Here is a 2,718-nt window from a genome sequence, read left to right on the forward strand (position 1 = left end):
TAATTCTATTTCAGAATTTCCTTTGAGCAATAACTTCCTAAACTTCTGAAAAGATATTTCATAATCGCCAAAGGAAATAACAGCTTCCACATCAAACCAGTCAATTTTTTCCTTTATTTTAACCGAAATTTTAGCAGTACCCATAAAGTATTTCTTACCGGTATCATTGGTGGTTTGCTTGATCTTTATCCCTAAATCTTCTAGTTGAGGTCTATGGTTGATAATCCATTCATAGGCTTCCCGTTTGGGCATAGATTGTCTCCCGGCACGGACTGTTAGCCCATTATTTTTCAGGAAATCACCGTAGAAGCTTTCCTTTTTTAAGTTTCTTACTACCTTATAGAACACATATTCATCACCAATTTTCTCAATCTCAACATTGGTTGGCTTGACTTGGTCTGCCCTAAAAGAATAATCTCCGTAATGATACCTTAGGTCAAATACCATTTTCTCTTCTTCCTCCTCGGCGATCTTTTTGCCAAACATATCCACCGAAGGGTTTCTGGGCAACTCTCCAAGGTAGAGTACAGGTTCAGGATTGTCTCGCGCTACTTTTATTTCAAACCCTTTGGCATATACATCAAATGAAGCAACAAGCTGCGTGACAAACTTCCGGTAATAAGAATCCTCCACTTTTCGAGGAATAACAATAAACCTTTTGTTTAAGAAAGGCCTTAATTTTTTTCCATCTACCGCTTTTTCAAAACTCACCAACATGGAGTCCACTACTAGCCAAGCCGGTTGATGGCAAATTAAATAACTGCCCTTATACTGCCACTCCAGCTTCTCACCCTGGTATTTTATGGTAGGAAAGTAATGGGTGTTCTCTTCATTTCTTCTAAAATGAAACAAAACAGAGGCTTTTTCTGGCATGATAGCAATTTCTTTCCATACCGGATTTCCGTCATTCCCCATTTCAAAAAGCCTTTTTTTCTGGATTTTATCCAAAATCTTAGACCTTGTAATTTCAAGCTTCCCTTCTATAAGTTTCTGAACTTCCTTATTAGCCTGAGTGGCATGTTCTTGATCAAAGACTTTCCTTAAAAACTCCTTGGGTTTGGTGTTTTTTACATTGTACTTTTTGACAATGGCTTCCTGCTGCATGCTGTCCATCAGCTTAATTAATTCCAGGTCGGTATCATCAAGCCCCTCACCAAACTCTCTTGCATTTTGATAAGAAATGTTCTGGTAAGCAAATGACAATCTCCCTTTTTCATCCAATTGGATAGCAAAAGATTCAAAAAGAATCCCTAATAACTCATGGTTAAAAAGGGAGTAAACGATTTCAAATGGCTTATCGGAAGCTACTTTCATTAAAACAAGATTTAAACTAAATGGTGTTTTTTAAAAATTGGCAGTTTGCAAATTACAGAATTATTTAAAAGAAATAAATAAATACTGCATTTAAACCTTACAGATGAAGGGTAGTCTTCACTTTAGAGGCGATCAATGCCGGTCTGTAAGAGGCTATCATCGTGATTACTACCACACTGACACTTGTATACAAAAAATCTGTCCATTGCATTTTCACCGGATAGGCATCTACCACAGAAGAAGTTACCCCCAAAGATACCAGCCCATAATTGTCTTGGACCCAACATATCAAAAACCCCAAAACCAGACCTACCAAGGCCCCCGAAAAAGCAATAATTGCCCCTTCTTTTAAGTAAATGGAACGAATCAATTTCTTTGTCCCTCCCATTGCTAAAATAACAGCTATATCTTTTTTCTTTTCTATGGCCAGCATACTCAGTGAGAAAAAAATATTAAAGGATGCCACAGCCAAAATAAAAGTAAGGGTAAGGAACACAAATAATTTCTCCAAACGAATGGTCATCAAAAGACTTGCATGCTGTTCATCACTGTCTTGCACTACAAACGCTTCTCCCAGTAAATCTCTCAATTCTGCCTTCACTTTTTGAACATTGTAATCAGGAGATACCATTATTTCCAGGCCTGTTCTCCTATTCCCATATTCCAATAAATTAGAAGCAAAATTTAAAGGAACAATCAAATACTCATCATCAATTTGCTTTTCAACACTAAAAATTCCTGCTGGCTGTATCACTTCCCGGTTGTACATACTGGAAGGGTCAATGCTTCCCGATTTAGGATCCTTGGGATAAAACACCTGTATCAACTCAAATTCATTATCCAAATTGAGCAATAAAAAGTAGGACAATCCCCGCCCAATCAAGGCCTGTGGTCGCTTTTCTTCCCCCAAACTCATCTCTCCACTTAGGTACCCTGCCTTAAATCTATCTTGGGCGATAAAATTGTCTGAAACGCCTTTTAAAGTGGCTACGACCTGATGCTCCCCGTATCGTACCAAGGCATTGTCTTCAATCACCTCTGTTAAAATTTCCACACCTTTTATGGCTTCTATTTGCCCTAGAAAGCCATCATCTACTACAAAGGATTTGCCTTCCATAGGCATTACCTTTAAGTCAGCATCGAAAGAGGCATACAATCCTTTGATCAGGTCCTCTAGCCCATTGAATACAGACAATACCACCACCAAGGCCATGGTTCCCACAGCCACTCCAACCATCGATATTCTCGATAGTACGGTGATAAAATTTTTCTTGGCTTTACTTTTGAAATACCTGGATGCTATAAAGTAGGAGAGATTCAATGCTTGATTTAATTAGCCGAGTTGATTTTGCAAAGACAATCTTAAAAATGAAAATATTAACCCGTATTTACAATTAATTGTTT

General features: G+C 37.9%; 1 protein-coding gene and 1 pseudogene. Both read right to left on the reverse strand.

The window, feature by feature from the left end; genetic code table 11:
- A pseudogene (locus tag AAC037_RS23190) lies at positions 1-1,314 on the reverse strand (ATP-dependent helicase); the annotation flags it as partial.
- Positions 1,315-1,411: 97 nt separating this feature from the next.
- The gene (locus AAC037_RS23195) at positions 1,412-2,635 is read right to left on the reverse strand and encodes an FtsX-like permease family protein (protein ID WP_339905979.1); all 1,224 of its coding nucleotides are present in this window, start codon (positions 2,633-2,635) and stop codon (positions 1,412-1,414) included.
- Between the last annotated feature and the right edge of the window lie 83 nt (positions 2,636-2,718).

The organism is uncultured Cyclobacterium sp. (genome assembly GCF_963976465.1).
Lineage (GTDB): Bacteria > Bacteroidota > Bacteroidia > Cytophagales > Cyclobacteriaceae > Cyclobacterium.